Genomic DNA, 22,305 nt, shown 5'->3' on the forward strand with positions numbered 1-22,305 from the left:
GGGCATGTCTCCTCGCATCGACGTCAGCTCACGAGCCTAAAGCCAACGAAGCGACGGGTGTGGAGCCTCGCCGAGATTCTGTTAGACGTAGCAACCGACCCCGACACCATGTGGTGCGACGTCACAGGTCACTGCTGAGCAGGTTCCAGGCCGGAGAAGTTCGGAGCGCGGAAAACCCATCCACGAAGGGCGAGGAAGCGTGCGGCCCCGAAGACGCCACTGACTGTGATCACGGCTGCGACCTGGGCATAAGCCGGCGCGCCCGGAAAGATTATGTGCACTGCGGCCAGTGAGGCGGTGCTCAGACCCAGACCGATCAGGGCGAGTCCGCCGGCTTCCCACTGAGTCTGGAACCAACCGACCCTGCCGGTCGCGTGAAACGTGTGGCGACGATGCAGTTCGTTGGCCAGGACGGTACTTGCACCGACACCCGCGAGATTTGCGGTGAACGACCCCAGGGAGGCGAGGCACACGAACACCAGGGCGTACACACCGTTGCTCGATGCTCCGACGACCACGAACCGAGTGAACTGAGCGAAAGCGGACTCACCGATCATCCGCGACCTGATGCGGGGCGCACAGCCCGATGGTGCGGCCGAGGCCTTCAGCGAGGTGCTCACGAGATCTCCAGTTGTAGAACCGGAAGCGTCGATCGGCGCTTCGCTTCGATACAACTCCGAGTCCGTCCAGATCGGTCTCGGACGTGACGGACGTCTCAGGCTTTGGAGGAACTTTCTTCCCGAGCGCGCTTCTTGCGGTCCAGGTCGATGTTGAGCATGTCGGGCTTGATCGATGCGACGAACAACACCGCAACGAGCACCACCACGACGACGATGGTGATGACGACCACCGCGATACCGAAAATTGCCAAGATACCGTTCATGTCCTGCCTCCCGTGTCAGCCAATACGGTACTTGTCGTAGACAGCCCGGTCGACGTGCACCCCCAGCTCACCGGTCAGCTCACCAAGCGCTCCACAGCACGCATCGGCAGCGACAACCAGGTCGGCCGGTTGCGGGCCTCGTACAGAACCTCGTAGACGGCCTTGTCGAGTTCGTATGCGCGCAGCAGATCGGCCTCGTCCCGCGGATCGTGCCCGGCCACCGAGGCGTAGCCGTCGAAGAACGCCGCAATGCTTCGCGCCGCCCACTGGTCGGCACGCGCTCGCGTCGACGGGTCCTCGGGCCGGTCGACCAGAAGGTGGTTGGCGGCATAGTCGAACGAGCGAAGCATTCCCGCGACGTCGCGCAAGGCGCTGTCCATCTGCCTCCGCTCGGCCAGGGTCTTGGCCGGCTCGCCCTCGAAGTCGATGAGCAGCCAACGCTCGGGAGTCCCCAGCACCTGCCCCAGATGCAGATCGCCGTGGATGCGCTGCACGGTGGTGCTGTTCGACGCCTCGGCCCGCGAGATGAGTGCCGTTGCCGCCGGAATGTACTGGGCGATCTCCGGCACCACCCGCGCCACTCCCGCGATACGAGCCAGGATTTCCTCGACGGCGGTCGATTCCACCGAACGCTCGACGGTGCCCAGCACCGAGGCCAGGTCATGATGCACGTGTGCGACGGCGGCCCCGATGCGATGCGCATCCCCAGCGAAATCACCGGGCAGTTCCTCGATCGGCGTATCGGGCGAATCGAACACCTCGCGAACACTTGCCAAGGCGGCGGTCCACCCCTCGGTGGAGTTCGCAGCGAAGTCCTGGATCATGCCCAGCGTGGTCGGCTCACCGCCGACGACGGCTTCCAACCAGCCCCGCAGCGGGGCGACGTTGACACTGCCGGCCTCCGCCAGGGCGCGGTGTAGTTCCACATCGGGACTCACGCCCGGTGGAACCTGCCGAAACAGCTTGAGCAACAGCAGATCACCGAGAATCACCGAAGTGTTGGACTGCTCGGCCCCCAGAACCCGACCGGCCAGACCGCTCGGCACGGTCGAACCGTCGACGATCTTGAATTCGATGCTGCCCGTGGAGTTTCCGGAAGCAAAGGCGTTGCCGTACAGGCCGATGATCTCGGGGTCTCGCAACCCGTCGAACACGGCGACCTCACCCGCCACCGGAAGCACCCACGGCCGAAGCTCGTCGGTCAGCTCGGTGCGAAAGCCCAGCGGAACCTGGTAGGTCTGCGTCACCACCGCGCCGTCCTGCGTCAACTGCACTTCCACCAGCACATGCTCTGCCGCGAAATGCGGTTCGTCATGAAGAACTTGGCGGTCGAGGATCCGAACCGAATCCACGGTCGATCCCTTCGCACCGAACCACCGCTGCGCCGGTAGCCACGTCGCCAGCGCCTCCGTGAGCTGAGGTTCGACCGTGCGTGCCGCACTTGAGCTGGAACCGACCATGGGAATCTCTCGCCGCCTTCTTGAAGAGTTTGCGGAGCTGTGACCGTACGAAGCAAAACCTACCCACTCCCGGCGACCCTCACACACCGACGGCAAAGTCACCCGAACGTTATCGCCAGGTCGTACGCCGGTACACCGACATGCTCGTACAGTGGTGACATGTCCGCGCCATTGACCGCCCACATCGATGTGCACCGCGCAGGTGATCGACTGAAAACCCGTGTGTCCTGGCTGGACTCGAAACATTCGTTCTCGTTCGGCTCGCATTACGATCCCGACAACACCCATCACGGACTGTTACTGGTCAACAACGACGACATCGTCACTGCCGGTCAGGGTTTCGAAACGCACCCTCACCGCGACGTCGAAATCGTCACCTGGGTGATGCAGGGTTCGCTCGTGCATCAGGACTCCATCGGACATTCCGGAATCATCTATCCCGGACTCGCGCAACGGATGAGCGCGGGCAAAGGCATCATGCACTCCGAGAAGAACGACTCCTGGAGCATCGACGGCAATCGACACACCGAACCCGTTCGCTTCGTGCAGATGTGGGTGTTGCCGGACAGTCCGGGCACCACACCCGGATACGAGCAACTCGACATCGGCGACGAGTTGTTGCGCGGCGGGCTGGTCACCGTTGCGTCGGGGATGAACAAGCACCGTGGCCAGGCCGCGATCGGGATCTCACAGAAGTCGGCGGCGCTGCACGCGGCCAGGCTGGTGCCCGGCAATGTGGCGACTGTGCCCGACGCGCCCTTCGTCCACGTTTTCGTCGCGCGCGGCACCGTCTCGATGGAGGGCGTCGGTGAACTGTACGAGGGCGATGCAGTTCGCATGAGTTCTATTGGCGGACAACGTATTACAGCGATCGAACCAGCCGAGGTGCTGATCTGGGAGATGCACTCGCGGCTCGGCGGCTGACATGTACGTTCGATGACAAGTTGATCACGGGAACACTCAGGTCGTGTGCGCAGGGCGGACACCTGCTTACACTCGCAGCGTTCCCGAACGCCTATTTTCGGAGGGTTTGAAACGTGTCGAATCAGAATCCGCCGCCCGGTGACTATCCCCCGCCCGGAAACTATCCCTCGCCCGGCGAGTACCCCCAGCAGGGCGGGTACCAGCAGGGTGGGTATCAGGAACAGCCGGTAGCACCGAAGAACACCATCGGCACGGTGGCTCTGGTCCTGGCGATTCTGGGTGTGTTGTTCTCGTGGACCATCGTCGGCGGCGTCGTTCTCGGCCTGATCGCCATCGTTCTCGGCTTCATCGGTCGCTCCCGGTACAAGAAGCGCGTCGCCACCAACGGCACCGTGTCCCTCATCGCGATCGTTCTCGGTTTCGTGGCCGCGGCACTGTCCATCGTTCTCGTCGTCGTCGGCGTCGGCCTGTTCAATGCAGTCGGTGGACAGGACTTCACGGACTGCATCAGCAACGCAGGCAGCGATAGTGCAGCGAGGCAGCAATGTGCCGACGAATTCCAGCAGAACGTCGAGAACCAGTACGACGACTCGACACCGAACTGAGCCCTGGCTGAGGCACTCGCGTCTCGGTGCCTCAGCCAGTCCGGTCACTCCAGCCAGTCCGGTCACCTCGAGCAGTCAGGTGCCTGTGGCCGACAGGTCCGCCACCACCACCTGGTTGCCGCCCTGCTTCTTCGCTTCGTACATCGCCGCGTCTGCTCGTCGTAGCAGTCGCGTGGTGAGCGCGACAACGTCGGCACCGACACCGGTCCCCTCGGCACCCGGGTACTCGCAGTGCGCTACACCGATGCTCACCGTCAGAGGTGCAAGGTCGCCCGCATGGTGCGAGGCACCCCGATATTCCTCGGCCAACGCGCGGGCTTCGTTCTCGGTCAACTTGGTCACCACCGCGAACTCCTCGCCGCCCACCCTCGCGACCAGCACCCCGTCCTTCGCCAAACGACGTGCGATGAGCTGCAGTGCAGAGTCCCCCTGATGGTGGCCGAATCGGTCGTTGATCGACTTGAATCGGTCCACGTCGACCACCATCACTGCCACATCGCCCGCGCCGAGGAAGTAGACCGGTAACGCCTCGTCGAGCCCTCGTCGGTTGCGCACCTGAGTGAGCGGGTCGAAATTGGCCGCCTGTGCTTGAACCTGCAGTTTGAGCAGCAGAAATTGAAAGAAGGTCGGGCCCATGAACGTGATGGGTACCAGCACCACGAGTTGCGCGACTGCGAGACCCTTGTCAGCGTTCGGCGACAACATGATCAGCACGAAGAACAGCGCCACGGCCGTTCCTGCCCACAGTAGATGCAGCGCCATGACTTTCGGACTGTGGAAGAGCTGAACGTAGACACTGTTCGTCGCGAGCATCGCGAGGGCCAAGAAGACGGACTGAGGCGATCCGAAGGCCAGTAGAACAAGCGTGGTTCCCACGTCCGCATATGCGGCGAACGACAGGGACATGCGCTTCGACGGCCACGGTGCCTTCAACCAGGCCACACCGACGACGAGCGTCGACACGAACGCAACAACAAGAATCGACCTGCCTACCGTCGACGTCGGCGGGGTGTCGCTCAGCAGTAGCAACGCGGCCGCGCCGAGTCCATACGAGACCGTGCTCATGCAGGCAGCAAGGCGGTACGGTACGAGCGCATTGTGCAGGCCGAGGTAGTTCACCACCGACACGTAGCTGTGCGGCTGGTTCCACCACGTGCGCAGGAAAGTCGATTGCACCTAACCTCCATGCGCGTTCCGCGGAGCATCACCGGACCGGACGCTGCTCTGCCGGACCGGGCCGGACATATCGGCCAACTGTGATGCTATTCGACAGACGTCAGCCTCGGATGTCTCTTCGGAGGAACGCGTTGATTCCACCGATCCCGACGGCAGCAGCTACTACGACGAGCCACCCGATCGGCGCAAGGAACAAGGCACCCCCCGGCAATAGCGGAGTGTGCGTGAACGGCGAGAGATCGAGCAACGGCTGTGGCATACCCACCACGGCCCCTATCTGGCCCAGTGCCACGAAGCCGCCGAGGACGGCCCACAGTGCGGTCGCGAATCGTGGGATCCCGCCGAAGAGCGCAACGCCGATAGCCGTCACCACCCACACGGCCGGCAGCTGACTCAGGGCGCCGCCCAGGACGGCGGGCAGTTCGCCCGTGATGTCGCCGGTAGCCGAACCGTAGGTGAGCCCGACGGCGAGGCCGGCAACGAGCAGCAGCCACGCCGGGCCGAGGACGGCGAAAAGCAGGTGCCCCGATATCCATTGGATGCGCGAGACGCCGGTGGCCAGCACGATCTCGGCCAGGCCCGCCTCTTCATCGCTGTGCAGACGCAGCAGGGCCGACACCGAATAGGCCGCCACCATGATGCCGACGATGCTCAACACGGCAGCGATGAACGATTGTTCGAGTGTGGTGCCGCCGAACTTGTTCAGTGCGTCGCCGATGGCGGCGCTGCTGCCGAGCTGGTCTCCGATACCGTCCGTGGACGAGCCGATCGCGATGCCGAACAAAGCCAGTCCGACGGTCCATACGACGACGGTCCCTCGGGACAGAGCCCACGCGAGGGCGACGGGTCCGGACAGTGACGCGACGGCCGTCACGCGGCCACGACGCTCGGCACGCAGACCACTGCCGAGATCGCGTCGATTCGCGGCCACGAACGCCGAGACGCAGAACGCGGCTGCAGCGGTCAGCGACAACAGCAGCGGCCACCACCGCTCGTCGGCGAACGGCCGCACCTGCGCCGACCACCCGATCGGCGACAACCACGACATGGTTCCCGAGCCGATGTCGCCGATCGCTCTGAGAACGAACGCTGCGGCCAAGACGCCGAGGGCGTAGCCGCGAGCCACCCGAGCCCCGGACGCCACCTGCGCCGCCAGCGCCGCGCAGCCGACGAACACCGCACCGACGACGAAGACCGAGGCACCGAACGCGAAGCTCCCGGCCACCGGCAGACCGAACGCCCACAGAGAGACGAACGACAACGTTCCCGTCGCCGCCACGCCGCCGCCCGCGAGCAGCACGGCTGCGGTCAACCCCGCGTATCTACCCAGTGCAGTCGACCCGATCAGCTCGGTGCGCCCCGCGTCCTCCTCGGCGCGGGTGTGCCGTACGACGGTGAGGATCGCCGCCAACGGAACGAGAGTGAGCATCAAGCCGGCTCGCCACGACACCAGGGCACCCAGGTCGCTGCCGAAGATCGGTCCGACGAGCGCTGCTTGGGCCGGCACTGCCTGGGTGCCGAGATAGAACGCTTGCCGGTCTGCCGCCGTCGAATACAGCCCCTCGAAGCTCACCGCGTACAGCAGAGGAAGAGCGCCGAGCAGAACGATCCAGATCGGGGCCACCAGTCGATCGCGTCGCAGATACAACCGCAGCAATGCGCCCGTACCGCTCAGGCGGCTCATGCGTAGTACCTCATGAACAGCTCCTCGAGTGTCGGAGCGGAGCTGACCAGACTCTGCACACCCGCATCGGCTAAAACGCGCATCACCGCAGCGAGAGCCTCGTTTTCGACTGTGCAGGTGACGGTGGAAACGTCCACGTCGACCGCAGTGACTCCGGTGAGGGTCGCGAGGTTTTCCGGCACCCGATCGACAGTGGCGGTCACCGTCGTTCGGGTGAGATGCCGCATCGATGCCAGCGTGCCGGTGTCCACTGTCCGACCGTCCTTGACGATGGTCACCGAACTGCACAGCGCGTCGACCTCGGACAGGATGTGCGACGACAGCAGGACCGTGACTCCGCGGCGGGCAGCGTCCTTCACGCACTCCGCGAAGTGCTGTTCCATCAGAGGGTCGAGCCCGGATGTGGGTTCGTCGAGAATCAGCAACTCCACGTTCGATGCCAGCGCCGAGATCAGAGCAACCTTCTGCCGATTGCCTTTCGAGTACGTTCGGCTGCGCTTGCCGGGGTCGAGCGCGAATCGTTCGAGCAACTCGGCGCGGCGCGCGGCATCGATGCCGCCGCGCATTCTGCCGAGAAGATCGATCACCTCACCGCCGGTCAACGACGGCCACAGCGTCACGTCGCCCGGGACGTAGGCCAGCCGTCGGTGCAACGCCACGGTATCGGCCCATGGGTCACCACCGAGCAGTCTCGCGGTGCCCGACGTCGCACGGACGAGCCCGAGCAACACGCGAATCGTCGTGGACTTCCCTGCTCCGTTCGGTCCCAGGAAGCCGTGTACCTCGCCCGTTTCGACGTGCAGGTCGAGTCCGTCGAGGGCCCGGACCGAACCGAACGTCTTCACCAATCCGTCGACTTCGATTGCGTCGGTCATTTCTTTGCCTCCAGGTACACGTCCAAAGCCTGAGAATCGGTGAACAATCCGTCGGTGTAGAGCTCGAGCGCCGGGAGCATGACCTCGTCACCGAGCGCGGTGAGGGCCTCGCGGAAATCGACGTCGGGACCGGCCATCGCCGCGTACAGCAGTAGGCCGCCCACGTTCTGCCGGGTCAGGAATCGAGCTCGCGCCTCGGGGTCTCGGCTGGGGGTGAACCGGCCGTCGCGGACGCCCTCGTCGAGATACCGAACCGCATCGTCGACCATGTGCTCGAACAACTCTCGCGCGAGTGCGCCGCCCGCCGAGAAGCTGCGCACGATGTAGGCGACGAGCGGCGCGTACTCCTCGATGCGAGCGAGCTGTTCCATCATCCCGGTGGGGCCGGCGGACGCCGTCTTCGATTCCCGGATCACTCGCAGAACGTGCTCGTCGCATGCCGTGCGCAGGCCTTCCTTGGACCCGAAGTGGTGGTTGACGAGTCCCGGTGAGACACCCGCGGCGGTAGCGATGGACCGCACTCCCGCGGCGAAGCCCTGCGCACCGAAGACGTCGATCGCAGTATCGCGAATTCGTGCCCTGGTCGTGAGATCCTCCGAAGCTGAACGCATGTACAGCATATTAAACACCCGTTCAATCAAGCGCAAGAGTGTAAAGATGGACACATGACTTCAGTAGTGAACTCGGGCATCGATCTCAGCTACCAGGACGAGAACACACGTGCGCAGGACGACCTCTTCGTGCATGTCAACGGCAAATGGCTCGAGGAGTACGACATCCCGGCCGACCGCGCCGTCGACGGGGCTTTCCGAACGCTGTACGACCGGGCCGAGGTGGATGTACAGACCATCATCGAGGAATCCGCAGCGGCCGATCCCCCCGCCGGCAGTGACGCACAGAAGATCGGCGACCTGTTCTCGAGCTTCATGGACGCCGATCGCGCCGAGCAACTCGGGGTCACTCCGATCGCCGAGGAGCTCACCGCAGTCTCCGACGCGACGGACCTCGTCACTCTCGCCGGCGTTCTCGGCTCGCTGCAGCGCACCGGCGTGGGCGGCGGCATCGGCCAGTACGTGGACACCGATGCCAAGCAGTCCGATCGCTACCTGATGCACTTCACCCAGTCGGGAATCGGGCTGCCCGACGAGTCGTACTACCGCCAGGACGACTACGCAGACATTCGCACGAGCTACATCGAGCACATCTCGAAGATGTTCGCGCTCAGCGGTATCGAGTACGACGCCCAGACGGTGTTCGACCTCGAGAAGAAGATCGCCGCGGGCCACTGGGACGTCGTCGCCAGGCGTGACGCCGAGAAGAGCTACAACCTCGTCCAATTCGACACCCTGGTGCAGAACGAACCCGGATTCAATTGGGCGGCATGGATTTCCGGACTCGGAGCCAGCACCGATCAGTTCGCCGAGATCGTCGTGCGGCAGCCGCCGTTCCTGAGCAATTTCGTGGCACTGTGGGCCTCCGAGGACATCGAAGCGTGGAAGGCGTGGCTCGCCTGGCGCGTCGTGCACTCGCGGGCACCGTTCCTGACGAGCGCCATCGTCGACGAGAATTTCGCGTTCTACGGAACGACGTTGACCGGCGCGCAGGAGAACCGGGAGCGCTGGAAGCGTGGAGTCTCCCTGGTGCAGGACGTCCTCGGCGAGGCCGTCGGGAAGCTGTACGTCGAGCGTCACTTCCCGGCCGACTCCAAGGCCCGGATGCAGGTACTGGTCGAGAACCTCACCGAGGCGTACCGCCGAAACATCTCCGAGCTCGAATGGATGAGCCCGGAGACACGGCAGAAGGCGTTGGACAAGCTGGGCAAGTTCACCCCCAAGATCGGCTACCCCGATCGGTGGCGCGATTACAGTGCGGTCGAGATCAGCGCCGACGACCTGCTCGGTAACTACCGACGCGGCTACGCCGCAGACCACCAGCGTGACCTCGACAAGCTCGGCGGCCCGGTCGATCGTGACGAGTGGTTCATGACTCCGCAGACCGTCAACGCCTACTACAACCCCGGCATGAACGAAATCGTCTTTCCCGCAGCCATTCTGCAGCCTCCGTTCTTCGACCCCGAGGCCGACGACGCGGCCAACTACGGCGGTATCGGAGCGGTGATCGGCCACGAGATCGGCCACGGATTCGACGACCAGGGTGCCAAGTACGACGGCGACGGCAACATGGTCGACTGGTGGACCGACAGCGACCGCACCGAGTTCGGCAAGCGCACCACGGCGCTGATCGATCAGTACAACGAATTCGAGCCCGCGGCGCTGCCCGGGCACAAGGTGAACGGCGAATTCACCATCGGCGAGAACATCGGCGATCTGGGCGGTCTGTCGATTGCGGTCGCGGCCTACGAGATTTCGCTCGAAGGCGAACAAGCACCGGTGCTCGACGGCCTGTCCGGCCTGCAGCGCGTGTTCTTCGGGTGGTCGCAGGTGTGGCGCACGAAGGCGCGGGACGCCGAGGCGATCCGTCGACTCGCGGTCGATCCGCACTCGCCGCCGGAGTTTCGCTGCAACGGCGTCGTGCGCAATCTGGACAGTTTTCACGAAGCATTCCACGTGCAGCCCGGAGATGGGTTGTACTTGGAGCCGGATAAGCGCGTCAAGATCTGGTAGCAGCGGGGTAGGACAAGGGGAGGGTGTTCGGATGAGGGAATTCGTACGGTGGTTCGCGGCGCACGGGGTCATTCGGTTCGGGGCGAAACGCGCCGCGGCGGCGGGTGATCCACAAGCCATGTTGGTCGCCGATCCCGCCACGCGTGCCAATCCGACGCCGGTATACGAGAAGCTTCGAGCCAAGGCTCCGTTGGTGAAGACGCGTATTTCCAACATCACCGTGCATCATCGGGTGGCATTCGACCTGCTTCGCTCCGACGACTTCCGAGTCACGCAACTGGGCGGCACCTTGCCCGCACCGCTGAAATGGGTCGAACGACACACCAGGTCCGGTGCGCTGCACCCGATTCTGCCGCCGTCCCTCCTCTCGGTCGAACCGCCCGATCACACGCGGTACCGCAAATTGGTGTCCTCGGTGTTCACCGCTCGCGCCGTCGCGCAGATGCGCGATCAGGTGCAGGAAACGGCAGACGCTCTGCTGGACGAGCTGTCCGACGGTTCTCCTGTCGTCGACATCGTCGATCGCTACTGCGCGCGCCTGCCGGTGGCAGTGATCGGGCGGATCCTCGGCGTTCCGGTCGAGGACAACGAGCGGGTGCTCGAGTTCGGCGAGATGGCCGCACCGAGCCTGGACATCGGCCTGTCCTGGAGTCAGTTCAAGCAGGTCGAGCGTGGCTTGATCGGGTTCGATTCGTGGCTGTCCCAGCACATCGCCGAGCTACGCCGCAATCCCGGTGACGACCTGATGAGCCAGCTGATCGCCGCAAAGGACGAAGGCATCGGCCTGAACGACGAGGAGCTCAGGGCCACAGCAGGATTGGTGTTGGCGGCAGGATTCGAGACGACCGTCAACCTGCTGGGCAGCGGAATCCGGTTGCTGCTCGATCATCCCGATCAGCTCGCGGTGCTGCAGCAGGACCCGTCGCATTGGCCCACCGCGATCGACGAGATGCTGCGCATGGAATCCCCGGTTCAGCTGACCGCCCGCGCCGCCAAACACGACGTCGTGGTGGAGGGCGTGCCGGTCAGGGAGGGGTCTCTGGTGGTCCTCGTTCTTGCCGGTGCCAACCGCGACCCGCAGGTGTTCGAGGATCCCAACAGATTCGACGTCACCCGCGCCAACGCCGGCAAACATCTGTCGTTCTCGGGTGGACGCCACTACTGCCTCGGCGCAGCACTGGCCAAGGCCGAATCGGAAGTGGGCCTCAAAGCGCTGTTCGACAGGTTCCCCCACCTGCGTTCGGCAGGTGAGGGAACCCGGCGCAACACCCGTGTTCTGCACGGATGGGCAACTCTCCCCATCGATCTGGGAGAGCCTGCTACGTCAACCGCAGGCCGGTAGCGGAGTCGAAGAAGAACAGCTCGTCCAGCTTGGGCACCAGCCGAACGGTCTCGGCCAGTGCGATGGACAGCTTGCGGTCGACGCGAACCGAGATGCGCCCGGACGGCGTCGTCCATCCACCGTCGAGACTGGTTGCGGAGGCGTAGACGAACGACTCCGCACCCAGCTCCTCGATCAGCTCGACGGTCAGCTGCAGGCCCGTGCCGTCGCCGTCGCCCACCAGATCCCATGATTCCGGGCGAATTCCGAGGACCACGCGCTCGCGTGCCGAGGACGGAACAGCGATGCGCAGATCGCCGAGGACGGCATTCCCGTCCTCTACCGGTGCGTCGACGAGGTTCATTCCGGGCGAACCGATGAATCCGGCGACGAACGTGTTGACCGGATTGTCGTAGAGCTCCCGCGGCGCGGCGATCTGCTGCAATTTGCCGTCGAGCAGCACCGCAACCCGGTCGCCCATCGTCATGGCCTCGACCTGATCGTGGGTGACGTAGACCGTGGTGGTACCCAACCGTCTTTGTAGACCGGCGATCTGGGCTCTGGTCGACACGCGGAGCTTGGCGTCGAGGTTGGACAGCGGCTCGTCCATGCAGAACACCTTGGGTTGCCGCACGATCGCGCGCCCCATGGCCACCCGCTGCCGCTGTCCGCCCGAAAGCTTGCCGGGCTTGCGATCCAGCAACGGTTCGAGCTCGAGCATCTTCGCCGCCTCGAGCACCCGAGCTGCAGTGTCCGCCTTGTTCATTCCGGCGTTGCGCAGGGCGAAGCCCATGTTGTCCCCGACGGTCATGTTGGGGTACAGCGCGTAGTTCTGGAACACCATCGCGACGTCCCTGGCCCGCGGTGCCAACGAGGTGACGTCCACTCCGCCGATGTCGATGTGACCGCTTTCGACGGATTCGAGCCCGGCAAGCATCCGCAGGCTCGTCGACTTGCCACAACCCGAAGGCCCGACCAGGACGATGAACTCACCGTCCGCGATGTCGAGTTCGAGGCTGTCCACAGCAAGAGAATCGGCTCCCGGGTACCGATGCGAGACACCGGCGTAGTGAACGGAGGCCATTACTTCGGCAGCTTCGGGGTGATCTGGCGGTCGATGATCTGCTGCAGCTGGTCCGAGATGGACGCGAATGTCGTTGCCACATCGGCATTCTGCAGTGCAATCTGCTCGAGTCCGCTGCCGATGATCTTGTCGCCTCCGGGGACGAACACGCGGGCGTAATCCTGCGATCGGGTGTTCGCCAATTGATCGACGGCCGTCTTGGCGTTGGGGTTGGCCTCGAGGAAGGCGATCTCCGACGGGTCCTGCTGCGCGGACTTACGGACCGGCATGTACCCGGTGTTCTGCGAGAAGTAGGCGGTGTTGGCTCCGTTGGTGACGAAGTCGATGAACTTGAGCGCGTTCACCTTTCGTTCGTCCGAAATCTTGGCCGGGATGGCCAGGCCCGCACCACCCGTCGGGCAGCCCGGCGCGCCGTCGGTGGCCGGCAGGAACGCGGTGCCGAATTCGAAGGCGGCACCCTTGGTAATGGTCGAGAGGTCGCCGGTCGAGGCGATCGTGGACGCCAGGATGCCGGCGGCGAAATCGTTGGCGATGTCGTTGGACACGGCGGCGTACTTCTTGGTGTGGATCATGTCCTTGAGGAACTGACCTGCTGCGATGGTCTTCTCGTCGTCGAACTTCAACTCGAACTGATCCGAATACGATCCGCCGAAGGTCCAGATGGGGCCCTCGAACGTCCAGCCGAGGTAGTCCACGGCATTGCCCCAGCCGTGGGCGAGCTTGCCGTTGCCGACGACGGCCTGAATGCGCGGGCCCCACTCGTCGAATTCCTGCCAGGTCGCCGGACCGCGATCGGGCAGACCGGCCTGCTGCCAGACGGCCTTGTTGTAATAGAACAGCGGCGTCGAGCGCGAGTACGGCAACGCCCAGTGACTTCCGTTCCAGTTGTAGTCGGCCAGTAGTGAATCCACGTAGTCGGACTGGTCGACTCCAGCTGCGTCGAAGTGCTTGTCCAGTGGCTCGATCGCACCCGAGAGGGCGTAGTTGAACCACCAGACGTCCGAGAGCAACACGACGTCGGGCACATCGTTGCCGGACAGTGCCGCATTGAACTTCTGCGACACCTCCTCGTAGTTCTTGCCACCATCGATGAGATTGACCGTCAGATCCGGGTTCTCGGCCTGGAACCGGGCGATCAGTTCCTTCTCGTATTCCTGAGATTGTCCGGGGTGACTCGACCAGAAGTTGATGGTGTTGGCCTCACCTTCGACTGCCTGCCCACCCGAGGAACTCGAACCCGGTCCACTGCACGCGGCCAAGGCGGCGGCCGCAGCCGCTGTACCGGTGAGCGTGAGAAAACCGCGTCGATTGATGATGTGTGCCATGGTGTTCGACTCCTGTTGATGGGTGTGATCAGCCCTTGACCGCACCAGAGGTGAGGCCCTTGATCATGTGACGTTGTAGGACGAGAAAGACGAGCAGAATCGGAAGAATGGTCAGGATGGTCGCTGCCATCACCGCACCCCAGTTGGTGTAGCCCTCACTGTTCTGCAACAGCGTCAAGCCGACCGGAAGTGGTGCGACGGAGGAGTCGTCGGACATCAGGAACGGCCAGAGATATTCGTTCCATTCGTTGACGATGGTGATGATGCCGAACGCAACCATCGTCGGTCCCGACAGCGGCAGTACGACGCGGAACATCAATCGAGCCGGCCCGGCACCGTCCATCCGCGCAGCTTCGATGATCTCCGCCGGCAGCGACAAGAAGTGATTGCGCATCAGGAAGGTTCCGAAGGCGACACCTGCCAGGGGAATGATGATGCCCTGGAACGAGTTACGCCACCCCAGATCCGAGATCAACGAGTAGTTCGAGATCACCGTGATCTGATTCGGCACCATGAGCGCGGCGATGATGACCAGGAAGACGATGTTCTTTCCGGGGAATCGGAAGAACACCAAACCGTAGGCACTGAGCACACCGAGAACGAACTTGATGGACGACACCGCGGTGGTGATGATCAGCGAATTACGCAGGTACGTGAAGAACGGCACCTGCGTCGTTGCCTCGTCGTAATTCTGCGGATGAAAAGTGCTGGGCCACCACGTCACCGGCTGCACGTAGATGTCCGGCCGTTCCTTGAACGAGGTGATCAGAATCCAGAACAGCGGCAACCCGATCATGAGCAGCACCAGCACCATGGCGATGTAACCGAACAAATTCGCGGTGCGTCGCGTCCGCTGCCTGGCGTCGGAGTTCTCGACATGCTTCGGCGCAGCGGTGTTCGGCCTGTTCACCACGGTCATCGCTGGTCACCCTTATCCATGATGCGAACCTGAATCAGGGTCACGACCAGCAAGACGAGGAACAGGATCGTTGCCACCGTCGCACCGTACCCGGCCCGGAAGTTGCGGAACGTCTCCTCGTAGACCTGGTACACCATCGTCGTCGTGCCGGTGCCCAGCGGGCCGCCGCGCGTCATGACGTTGATGATGTCGAAGACCTGCAGGGAATTGAGCAGCACCGTGATCGAGAGAAAGAACGTCGTCGGACGCAGTTGCGGTAGCAGCACTTTGCGGAACGTGGTCCACCGGCTCGCCTGATCGATCTCGGCCGCTTCCATCAGTTCCTTGCGCACGCCCTGCAGAGCAGCGAGGTAGATGACGAAGGTGTATCCCAGGTTCTTCCACAGGTACGTCACGGTGATCATGACCATCGCCCACTTGGGGTCCTGGTAGAAATCCGGGACCGAGCCGAGGCCGAAGCGTCTGAGCAGGTCCTGAATCAGTCCGAAGTTGGGATCGAACACGAACTGGAACGCGATGCCGATCGCTGCGCCGGAGATGACGAACGGCGCGAATACGGCCGATCGAACGAAGTTGCGGCCCTTGAGCTTCCGATCGAGCAGCAGAGCGAGTATCAGGCCGAGCACTAACGACCCGACGACCGCAGCCACGGTGAACACGACCGTGTTGCCGACGATCTGCCAGGTGTCGTCGCGCGAAGCCCACTCGCGATAGTTCTCGAAGCCGACGAAGGTGGACGTGGGTGACGACAGGTTCCAGTCGAAGAACGAGAACTGGAAGTTCTCCACCAGCGGTCGGTAGGTGAACACCGCCAACAGCGCCAGGTTCGGCCCGACCAGTATTGCGAACAGTGCGTAGTCGGTCCACGGCCGATGGAAGAAACCCTTCTTCCGTGCCGCGGGTAGCACCCGCTCGGTCGTTGTGCTCATCGCGAAAATATTACTCAGACAAGGAGAACGAACGGTGACAATTGCCCGAACTCAGGTGTTAGGCAACGAAGAGTTTCTAGCGGTTCCAGTCTCCTAGACCGTCGGAGCCGCTGAGGGTGCCGCCGTCGGTGTTGACGACGACGACGGGGTCGCCCTTCTGGGCGTTCTCGAAGAACCACTTGCCGTCTTCGGTGCTGACGTTGAGGCAGCCGTGCGAGGAATTGGAGTAGCCCTGCTGCTGCTCCGACCACGGTGCCGCGTGCACGAAGATGCCGCTGTAGGAGATGCGCGTGGCGTACTCGACGTAGGTGCGGTAGCCCTCCTCGGAATCCACCGGGACGCCGTAGGTGGACGAGTCCATGTACATGTCGCGGAAACGCTCGCCGACGATGTAGGTGCCGTTCGGGGTTTCGTGACCGACCTTGCCCATGGAGGTGGGCATCGTGCGCACTACCTCGCCGTTGCGGGTGACGGTGATCTGCTTGGTGTTGTCGTCGGCCGTGGTGATGATCGAATCGCCGGTGGAGAACTCCGCTTTCGCTCCGCCCGCTTCGACGGTCACCTGAGTATGTGCCGGGTAGAACTCGTTGGGCAGCCAGCGCACCTGCGTGTCGTTGATCCAGTAGAAGTGGCCGTCCACGGACGGGTTCGTCGTGACGCGGATGGCGCGCAGTGCGGCGTCGCGATCTCCGATGGCCTCGTCGAAGCGGATGGCGATGGGCTGCGCGACTCCCACCACCTCCCCGCCGGACGGGCTGATGCTGGGATCGGCGAAGTTCGCCGGCGCGATCTGCGGAGCGAGGCGCTGCGGAGCGGGCGCAGGCGCGGCCGGATCCGAGGACCCCGGCAGGCCGGGAATGGAGACGTCCGGGCCACCCGGCCACAGCGGTGCGGCCTGAGCCGATCCGAATGCGGCGGACGCAGCAATGGCTGTACCTGCAAGGATCGCGCCGAAACGGGCGAGTCTGCGTGTGCGAACCGGTGATGCCATGTAATCCGACCATCCTTCGAGCTGCGTCGTGATGCCCACCGACAGAGCTAGGTGTGGGCAAAGCCCATTAACACATACCGTCCCGACATTTGCTAATCGGATAATTCCGAAACGGTCGAAAGAATCTCCGAGTACGAGTACCGTCCGCCAACCGGACCCGGGCACCGTCTCCGCTGGCCGGAAGGCAGGTGTCGACGGGCGGGGAACGGGTAATAGAGAAACAACTCACCGTCCAGACACCGGCGGCTTACCGTTCTGCGGACTGTTCCATGTCCGGTGTCCGAAAAGGGTGGACAGTGATCGCCGAAGTCTCTCCCCACATCCCCAGCCGTATCTCCGTCGGTCACATCGTCGTCGTCGTACCCGCACACAACGAACAGAATCTGCTCGACGCCTGCCTGACAGCGCTGTCACGGGCCGAACGTCGGGTCGCCGAGGTGGCCCAGGTGCAGGTGTCGACGATCGTGGTGCTGGACTCGTGCACCGACGGATCGGCAGCCGTGGTGGCACGTCACCCGTCGGTATCGACCGTGACCGTGGCGCACCGAAACGTCGGAGCGGCCCGAGCGGCCGGCTTCGCGAACCGCCCCCGGCATCGTCAACCGGACGCCGCCACCTGGTTCGTTACCACCGATGCCGACACCCGGGTGGGTGAGGACTGGCTGCTCGGCCACCTTCGTCACGTCCACGACGGTGCCCGGGCAGTGGTGGGAACGGTGTCCGTCGAGTTCGAGGGCCGCGTCCGAGAAGACGCACGCCTGCGGTCGACCTACGACGCCCATTATCGACACGAACTCGGCCATCCACACGTACACGGCGCCAATCTCGGCGTCCGAGCGACGGACTACCTCTCCGTCGGCGGATTCGCGCCGCTGGCCACCGGCGAGGATCACGACCTGGTCCGCCGCCTCGAACTCGACGGCATCGTGTGCCGTCGAGTGTGCGACATCCCGGTCACCACGTCGGGCCGGCTCCGAGGCCGAGCGCCCGACGGTATGGCCGAATTCCTTCGTTCTCTGGAGCCTTCCGCATGATCGACACCGATATTCTCGAATCGCTCGACCCCGTGAGAGCGCACGCGGGGTTGCGCGCCGCCTTCCTGGCATTCGAGGCCGACGGGCGTCTCGACCTGGCCCTGCCCGGGTCGGGGTACACAGACCTACGATGGCAGTCGCTCGCCGCCCTGAGCCGACACAACACCGTGCTCGGTAGATGGTCGGAGGCGCACACGGACGCGATCGCGATCCTGCACGAACTCGACGGCCCGACCCCCGAGCGCGGGCAGATCTGGGGAGTGTGGGCCGCGGAACCGCCGGCCCCCATTCTCGAAGCGGTTCAGCAGGATTCGGGCTGGGTCCTCACCGGAACCAAGGCGTGGTGCTCCGGCGCATCGCTGTGCACGCACGCTCTGGTCACCGCCCGGGTGGACGGGAGTCCCCGGCTGTTCGCCGTCGACCTGACGCATCCGGGCGTCACCCCGCTGCCGAACACGTGGCATGCCGTCGGCATGAGCGAGAGCGACTCCGGCTCGGTTGCCTTCGATACCGTCCCCGCTATCGCGGTCGGCGGCCCCACCGACTACCTGACTCGACCGGGCTTCTGGCACGGGGCAATCGGAGTGTCGGCGGCGTGGTTCGGCAGCGCGTGTGCCGTCGCCGACACGTTGCACGCTGCTGTACGCGAGCGCCCCGACCCGCATCGCGCAGCCCATCTCGGAGCCATCGCAGCAGCACTAGGCGCGGCATCGAGTGCCTTGACCACCGCGGCGGCCGAGGTGGATGCAGATCCGTACGACCGCTCGGGCCGAGCCCGGGCGCGGGCTCGAATCGTCCGCGCGGTCGTCGAGGATGCGGCCACCCAGTGCATCGACCGCGTCGGTCGCGCTCTCGGTGCGGGTCCCCTGTGCAGCGATGCATCCCATGCCCGACGTGTCGCCGATCTCTCCGTCTACCTCCGACAGAGCCACGCCGAGCGCGATCTCGAAGCCCTCGGCCTGGACATCGCCGAGGAGGACAACCCGTGGTAGAGAACACCTTCGACGCCGAACTCGACGTCGGCACCACCGAATCGGATTGGATGACGGCCGATTGGTCCGTTCCCGGTCTCGAGTGGAACGACGTCGTCACCATGGTCGTCGTCGCCCCACACCCGGACGACGAGGTACTCGGCGTCGGTGGGTTGCTGTCGTTGGCAGCCGCGGCAGGCGTCGACGTCCGGGTGGTCGCGGTGACCGACGGCGACGGTTCGCATCCCGGTTCCCCGACGGTGACGTCGCAGGACCTGCGTGCCCGACGACCCGTCGAATCCGAGCGGGCGTTGATGGAACTGGGCATCGACCACTCTCCGACACGCCTGCAGTTCACCGACGGTTCCGTCGAACACCACGAAAGCGCACTGACCGACGCATTGATACCGCTGCTCGACGCCACCCCGGGTACCCGGTGCCTGACGCCGTGGCGCGGGGACGGTCATCCCGATCACGAAGCAACCGCCAGAGCCTGTCTCACTGCCGCGAACGCAGTGGGGATACCGGTGATCGAATACCCGATCTGGATGTGGCACTGGGCGTCTCCGAAGCATCCGGCCGTACCGTGGTCACGCTGTCGCCGGGTCGATCTACCGCCGCACACCCGCGAGGCCAAGCACGCATCGATCGAACAGTTCGACTCTCAGATCCGGCCCCTGTCCGATCATCCCGCCGACCGGGCCGTGTTGCCGCCGCACATTCTCGCTCGCTACCGACGACCGTTCGAGGTGGTGTTCGCGTGAGCCAGGAGTCTCCAACGAGCTTGGGTGCCGAGTACTTCCGCGCCGTGTACGCGACCGCGGCCGATCCGTTCATGCTCGACAGCAAATGGTACGAGCGGCGCAAGTACGCGTTGACCATGGCGTCGCTGCCCAAGCCGCAATACCGGCGAGCTTTGGAGCCCGGCTGCTCGATCGGCGTACTCACCGAACAACTGGCAGCCCGGTGCGAGCGGGTGGTGTCGACGGACGTAGTGCAGAGCGCCCTCGACTCTGCTCGAGCTCGCGTACCCGGCACTGCCGCAGTGGAATTCGCGCTGTGGCCCCTGACGGACGACTGGTCGGCCCTGCCCGAGGCCACAGTGCCGTTCGATCTGATCGTCGTCAGCGAAGTCGGGTACTACCTCGATGACCACGATCTGGCATCGGCCATGAACCGTGCCGTCGAACATCTCGAGACCGGCGGCACCCTCGTGGCGGCTCATTGGCGTCACGAGGTGGACGACTATCCGCTCACCGGTGATCGAGTGCACGAGATCATTGCCGCAACACCGGGTTTGGCGTTACTGAGCCGCTATCTGGACGAGGACGTGCGCATCGAGGTCTTCGTCGTATCGGACGGTCCGGCAGTGTCGGTTGCGAGCACGGACGGGCTCGACGTGCGTTGACTGGGCTCGATCTCCACGGAAAGCGGCTCAGTCGGTGGACTGCGCCGCGTCGATCACCAGCTTTTCGGCGAGGTCGGCAAGTTTGACGTTGGTGTCCTGCGAGAGCTTGGCCAACAACGCGAACGCCGCCTGCGAGTTCAGGTTGTACCGCTCCATCAACATGCCCTTGGCCTGACCGATCAGGTCACGACTGGTCAACGCGGCTCGAATCTGCTGCTCTTCACGTGCGGTGGAGAACGCAATGGCGGCGTGGGCTGCGAACAGTGAGCCGATGGATTCTGCCTCGTCCGAGAACGCGTTCTTGCGGGTGGAATGCAGGTTCAGAGCGCCGAAGTTGATGCCCTCGACGTAGAGCTGAAAGCAGATCATGCTCTTGACCCCGAGCGCGGACGCGGCATCGGCGAACAACGGCCAGCGGGTGTCGCTGTCCATGTCGTCGATTCTGATGGTCTTGCGTTCGATGGCCGATTCGAGGCACGGGCCCTCGCCCAACCGCTCCTGAATCCTGTCGCAATGTCCGGCGGGCTCACCCGACACCGCAGCGCTGTGGACGAACTTGCCCTGCAGCACAGTGGTGATGGACGCGAATTCTGCCGAGGGAACATTGGATACCGCCGACTCGGTGATGACGGCCAGCACTCGATCGGGATCCGAATGCTGACGCCGCAGCTTCTCGGCTACCTCGGCCAGCCGTCGACTCACGTCGAAATCGGTAACCCGCGGGATCGGTCCCGATGCGTTCAGTGTCTGCTCGCTGATTGCGGTCACCTCGTCCTGCCACTGCACTTCCTGCTGCTCAACAGGGGCGCATCCCAACATCGGCCGAATGCCGACACCACAGGATACGCCCCCGGTGGCAAAGATCGAGAACCGTTAGCGGAGGTTCAGAGTGCGCTGGGAGCAATCAAGGAGTGCACAAACCCGATCTTCTTCACCACGGTCGTCGGGAGCACGAACGGGTAGAGGTCCTGATGACCCATCGAACGGTTGATCTGGTTCAGCGCCCACGACAGCGGCAGCCACCAGTCGATGATCTGATCGAAGCCGACCTCGCCGGGCAAAGGGCTTTCGAGAGTGGAGCCGGCCGGTGCCATTCCGAAGGCTGCCGCCGTGTCCAGGGTGTCGCGAATGTGCAGGTAGTGCGCGAACGTCTCCGCCCAGTCCTCGGCGGGGTGCATGGTGGCGTAGGACGAGACGTAATTGTCTTCCCAGCCGTCGGGCGCACCCTCGCTGTAGTGGCGATCGAGAGCGTCCTGGTAACTGGAATCCGGGTCGCCGAACAGCTCCTCGAACGCTGCCCGATGCTCACCGTCTCCGACCAAGACCATCTGGTAGTAGTGACCGATCTCGTGCCGGAAATGCCCGACGAGAGTGCGGTACGGCTCGGACATCGCCACCCGCAACTGCTCACGGTGGACGTCGTCGCCCTCTGCCAGATCGAGAGTGATCAGTCCGTTGTCATGGCCGGTCATCACCTGCTGCTCGGCACTGGAGAGCAGATCGAACACCAGACCCGTCGACGTGTCCTCGTCCCGTCCCACGATCGGCAGACCGAGCTCGGTGAGTTCCAGAATGACGCGACGCTTGTTGGTCTCGGCATCGGCGTAGGCGGCCATCGCGTCGACATCGTCGTCGGCCGGCCGGGTTCGGGTCAGCCGGCAGGACACACACAGCTCGTCGGTGTCCGCGGTATCGACCAGCCAGTTGCACCGTGCGGTATTGAGGTTGGCGCACATCTTCCACGTGGTGCCGTCCACATCGGCCTCGGCGACGCCGTCGTCGGCCTTGTCCGGGAGCACCAGCAGAGCTCTGCTCGGCAGATGGAAGCCCAGTGCACTCGAGCAGCTCAGACACAGTGAGTTCTCGAACGACAGCTTCTGTCCGCATTTGCGGCAGATGAAATCACGCATGATGTTCCTTCGTGGCAGGGGTGAGTCGGGCTCGTATTCCCGTTTATCCGCGGACTAATGCCGATCTCCGAATATGTCGTGCACGTCTCGCGGCCGACTGCCGTCGCAAACCCGACCACAGTACTCACCCGCCGGGAAATAAAGCGTCGACCGCCGTGTTGGTACAGACTGCTTCACAACAC

At 64.1% G+C, this 22,305-nt stretch carries 22 protein-coding genes; 8 read left to right on the forward strand and 14 right to left on the reverse strand.

The genetic code is table 11. The annotated features are described in order from the left end of the window. Positions 1-128: 128 nt before the first annotated feature. From ACFI9K_RS19925 to ACFI9K_RS19935, 3 genes are all read right to left on the reverse strand, one after another. On the reverse strand, positions 129-620 hold the full coding sequence (locus ACFI9K_RS19925) for a GtrA family protein (RefSeq protein ID WP_462665115.1): 492 nt from the start codon (positions 618-620) through the stop codon (positions 129-131). Between the two features lie 95 nt (positions 621-715). Continuing rightward, positions 716-883, reverse strand: coding sequence for a hypothetical protein (locus ACFI9K_RS19930; protein ID WP_222091679.1), 168 nt, complete (start codon positions 881-883; stop codon positions 716-718). Positions 884-957: 74 nt separating this feature from the next. Then, positions 958-2,343, reverse strand: coding sequence for a maltokinase N-terminal cap-like domain-containing protein (locus tag ACFI9K_RS19935; protein ID WP_462665116.1), 1,386 nt, complete (start codon positions 2,341-2,343; stop codon positions 958-960). Between the two features lie 159 nt (positions 2,344-2,502). Between ACFI9K_RS19935 and ACFI9K_RS19940 the strand changes: the two genes are divergently transcribed. Both ACFI9K_RS19940 and ACFI9K_RS19945 read left to right on the forward strand, forming a co-directional pair. Then, on the forward strand, positions 2,503-3,267 hold the full coding sequence (locus ACFI9K_RS19940; protein ID WP_462665117.1) for a pirin family protein: 765 nt from the start codon (positions 2,503-2,505) through the stop codon (positions 3,265-3,267). Positions 3,268-3,380: 113 nt separating this feature from the next. Next, positions 3,381-3,872 (forward strand): DUF4190 domain-containing protein, encoded by a 492-nt coding sequence (locus tag ACFI9K_RS19945; RefSeq protein WP_462665118.1) that lies wholly within the window; start codon positions 3,381-3,383, stop codon positions 3,870-3,872. Positions 3,873-3,947: 75 nt separating this feature from the next. Here the strand turns inward: ACFI9K_RS19945 and ACFI9K_RS19950 are convergent, their stop codons facing one another. The 4 genes from ACFI9K_RS19950 to ACFI9K_RS19965 all read right to left on the reverse strand — a co-directional run bounded on the left by ACFI9K_RS19950 (position 3,948) and on the right by ACFI9K_RS19965 (position 8,227). After that, entirely contained in the window at positions 3,948-5,048 is a 1,101-nt protein-coding gene (locus ACFI9K_RS19950) for a GGDEF domain-containing protein (protein ID WP_462665119.1), read from the reverse strand. Positions 5,049-5,148: 100 nt separating this feature from the next. Continuing rightward, positions 5,149-6,732: an ABC transporter permease gene (locus ACFI9K_RS19955; protein WP_462665120.1), complete on the reverse strand. Its 1,584-nt coding sequence runs from the start codon at positions 6,730-6,732 to the stop codon at positions 5,149-5,151. Next, complete coding sequence (locus ACFI9K_RS19960; protein ID WP_462665121.1) at positions 6,729-7,607, reverse strand: ABC transporter ATP-binding protein; 879 nt, start codon at positions 7,605-7,607, stop codon at positions 6,729-6,731. The genes ACFI9K_RS19955 and ACFI9K_RS19960 overlap by 4 nt, the downstream gene beginning before the upstream one ends. Continuing rightward, positions 7,604-8,227 (reverse strand): TetR family transcriptional regulator, encoded by a 624-nt coding sequence (locus ACFI9K_RS19965; protein WP_462665122.1) that lies wholly within the window; start codon positions 8,225-8,227, stop codon positions 7,604-7,606. Before ACFI9K_RS19965 ends, ACFI9K_RS19960 begins: the two co-directional genes overlap by 4 nt. A 45-nt stretch (positions 8,228-8,272) precedes the next feature. On the opposite strand from ACFI9K_RS19965, the gene ACFI9K_RS19970 reads away from it, so the two are divergent. Both ACFI9K_RS19970 and ACFI9K_RS19975 read left to right on the forward strand, forming a co-directional pair. Then, entirely contained in the window at positions 8,273-10,231 is a 1,959-nt protein-coding gene (locus ACFI9K_RS19970) for a M13 family metallopeptidase (RefSeq protein WP_462665123.1), read from the forward strand. A 31-nt stretch (positions 10,232-10,262) separates the two neighbouring features. Next, the gene (locus ACFI9K_RS19975; RefSeq protein ID WP_462665124.1) at positions 10,263-11,573 is read left to right on the forward strand and encodes a cytochrome P450; all 1,311 of its coding nucleotides are present in this window, start codon (positions 10,263-10,265) and stop codon (positions 11,571-11,573) included. Here ACFI9K_RS19975 and ACFI9K_RS19980 read toward each other — a convergent pair. The 5 genes from ACFI9K_RS19980 to ACFI9K_RS20000 form a co-directional block, all read right to left on the reverse strand. Next, entirely contained in the window at positions 11,551-12,636 is a 1,086-nt protein-coding gene (locus tag ACFI9K_RS19980) for an ABC transporter ATP-binding protein (protein ID WP_462665125.1), read from the reverse strand. The two genes, ACFI9K_RS19975 and ACFI9K_RS19980, sit on opposite strands and share 23 nt — an antisense overlap. Further along, positions 12,636-13,961 (reverse strand): ABC transporter substrate-binding protein, encoded by a 1,326-nt coding sequence (locus ACFI9K_RS19985; protein WP_462665126.1) that lies wholly within the window; start codon positions 13,959-13,961, stop codon positions 12,636-12,638. The genes ACFI9K_RS19980 and ACFI9K_RS19985 overlap by 1 nt, the downstream gene beginning before the upstream one ends. Positions 13,962-13,989: 28 nt before the next feature. Continuing rightward, entirely contained in the window at positions 13,990-14,880 is an 891-nt protein-coding gene (locus ACFI9K_RS19990; RefSeq protein WP_462665127.1) for a carbohydrate ABC transporter permease, read from the reverse strand. Then, the gene (locus ACFI9K_RS19995) at positions 14,877-15,809 is read right to left on the reverse strand and encodes a carbohydrate ABC transporter permease (RefSeq protein ID WP_462665128.1); all 933 of its coding nucleotides are present in this window, start codon (positions 15,807-15,809) and stop codon (positions 14,877-14,879) included. Before ACFI9K_RS19995 ends, ACFI9K_RS19990 begins: the two co-directional genes overlap by 4 nt. 76 nt (positions 15,810-15,885) lie before the next feature. After that, on the reverse strand, positions 15,886-16,800 hold the full coding sequence (locus tag ACFI9K_RS20000; protein WP_462665129.1) for a L,D-transpeptidase: 915 nt from the start codon (positions 16,798-16,800) through the stop codon (positions 15,886-15,888). 296 nt (positions 16,801-17,096) lie between these two features. Here ACFI9K_RS20000 and ACFI9K_RS20005 point away from each other — a divergent pair, with 296 nt between their 5' ends. Genes ACFI9K_RS20005 through ACFI9K_RS20020 form a run of 4 tightly spaced genes read left to right on the forward strand, consistent with a single transcriptional unit; the run spans position 17,097 to position 20,213 of the window. Continuing rightward, positions 17,097-17,834, forward strand: coding sequence for a glycosyltransferase family 2 protein (locus tag ACFI9K_RS20005; protein WP_462665130.1), 738 nt, complete (start codon positions 17,097-17,099; stop codon positions 17,832-17,834). Next, entirely contained in the window at positions 17,831-18,826 is a 996-nt protein-coding gene (locus tag ACFI9K_RS20010; RefSeq protein ID WP_462665131.1) for an acyl-CoA dehydrogenase family protein, read from the forward strand. Before ACFI9K_RS20005 ends, ACFI9K_RS20010 begins: the two co-directional genes overlap by 4 nt. Further along, a complete protein-coding gene (locus ACFI9K_RS20015; RefSeq protein WP_462665132.1) occupies positions 18,820-19,569 on the forward strand; it encodes a PIG-L deacetylase family protein in 750 nt (249 codons plus the stop codon). Before ACFI9K_RS20010 ends, ACFI9K_RS20015 begins: the two co-directional genes overlap by 7 nt. Further along, positions 19,566-20,213: a class I SAM-dependent DNA methyltransferase gene (locus ACFI9K_RS20020; protein ID WP_462665133.1), complete on the forward strand. Its 648-nt coding sequence runs from the start codon at positions 19,566-19,568 to the stop codon at positions 20,211-20,213. The genes ACFI9K_RS20015 and ACFI9K_RS20020 overlap by 4 nt, the downstream gene beginning before the upstream one ends. Before the next feature lie 27 nt (positions 20,214-20,240). On the opposite strand, the gene ACFI9K_RS20025 is transcribed toward ACFI9K_RS20020, so the two are convergent. Further along, on the reverse strand, positions 20,241-20,981 hold the full coding sequence (locus ACFI9K_RS20025; protein WP_462665134.1) for a GAF and ANTAR domain-containing protein: 741 nt from the start codon (positions 20,979-20,981) through the stop codon (positions 20,241-20,243). A 116-nt stretch (positions 20,982-21,097) separates the two neighbouring features. Beyond that, positions 21,098-22,123 (reverse strand): zinc-binding metallopeptidase family protein, encoded by a 1,026-nt coding sequence (locus ACFI9K_RS20030; protein WP_462665135.1) that lies wholly within the window; start codon positions 22,121-22,123, stop codon positions 21,098-21,100. Positions 22,124-22,305: the final 182 nt, after the last annotated feature.

Source organism: Rhodococcus sp. PSi06 (assembly GCF_054960675.1).